The sequence below is a fragment of the Italian clover phyllody phytoplasma str. MA1 genome (genome assembly GCF_000300695.1).
GTDB lineage: Bacteria > Bacillota_I > Bacilli_A > Acholeplasmatales > Acholeplasmataceae > Phytoplasma.
Genome location: NZ_AKIM01000080.1, coordinates 1 through 254, shown reverse-complemented (window position 1 = coordinate 254; position 254 = coordinate 1). Strand labels below are relative to the sequence as shown.

General features: G+C 31.9%; 1 pseudogene. It reads right to left on the bottom strand.

The window, feature by feature from the left end:
• Nucleotides 1-254, bottom strand: a pseudogene (locus RI01_RS02545) (hypothetical protein); the annotation flags it as partial.

The following is a 254-nucleotide window of genomic DNA, read 5'->3' as shown; positions in this document are numbered from 1 at the left end:
AGTTCCTTTTTTGATAGTCTTTTTCTTCCCGCTTTTTAACCAATTACCGACTTTTCCAATTCCCAAACAAATCCCAATGACGCTTAAAGTAGTTGTTAGATAATAACCTAATTTCTCTTTTGATGAAGGAGTATAATTAGGATCTTTATCATTTCCTGTTATTTTATTATAGATATATTCGATAACTTGACGAATTGGTTGAGTAGTTTTATCGTATAACGATTTGGTTTTAGCCACGGCGTTACTGGTAAAAG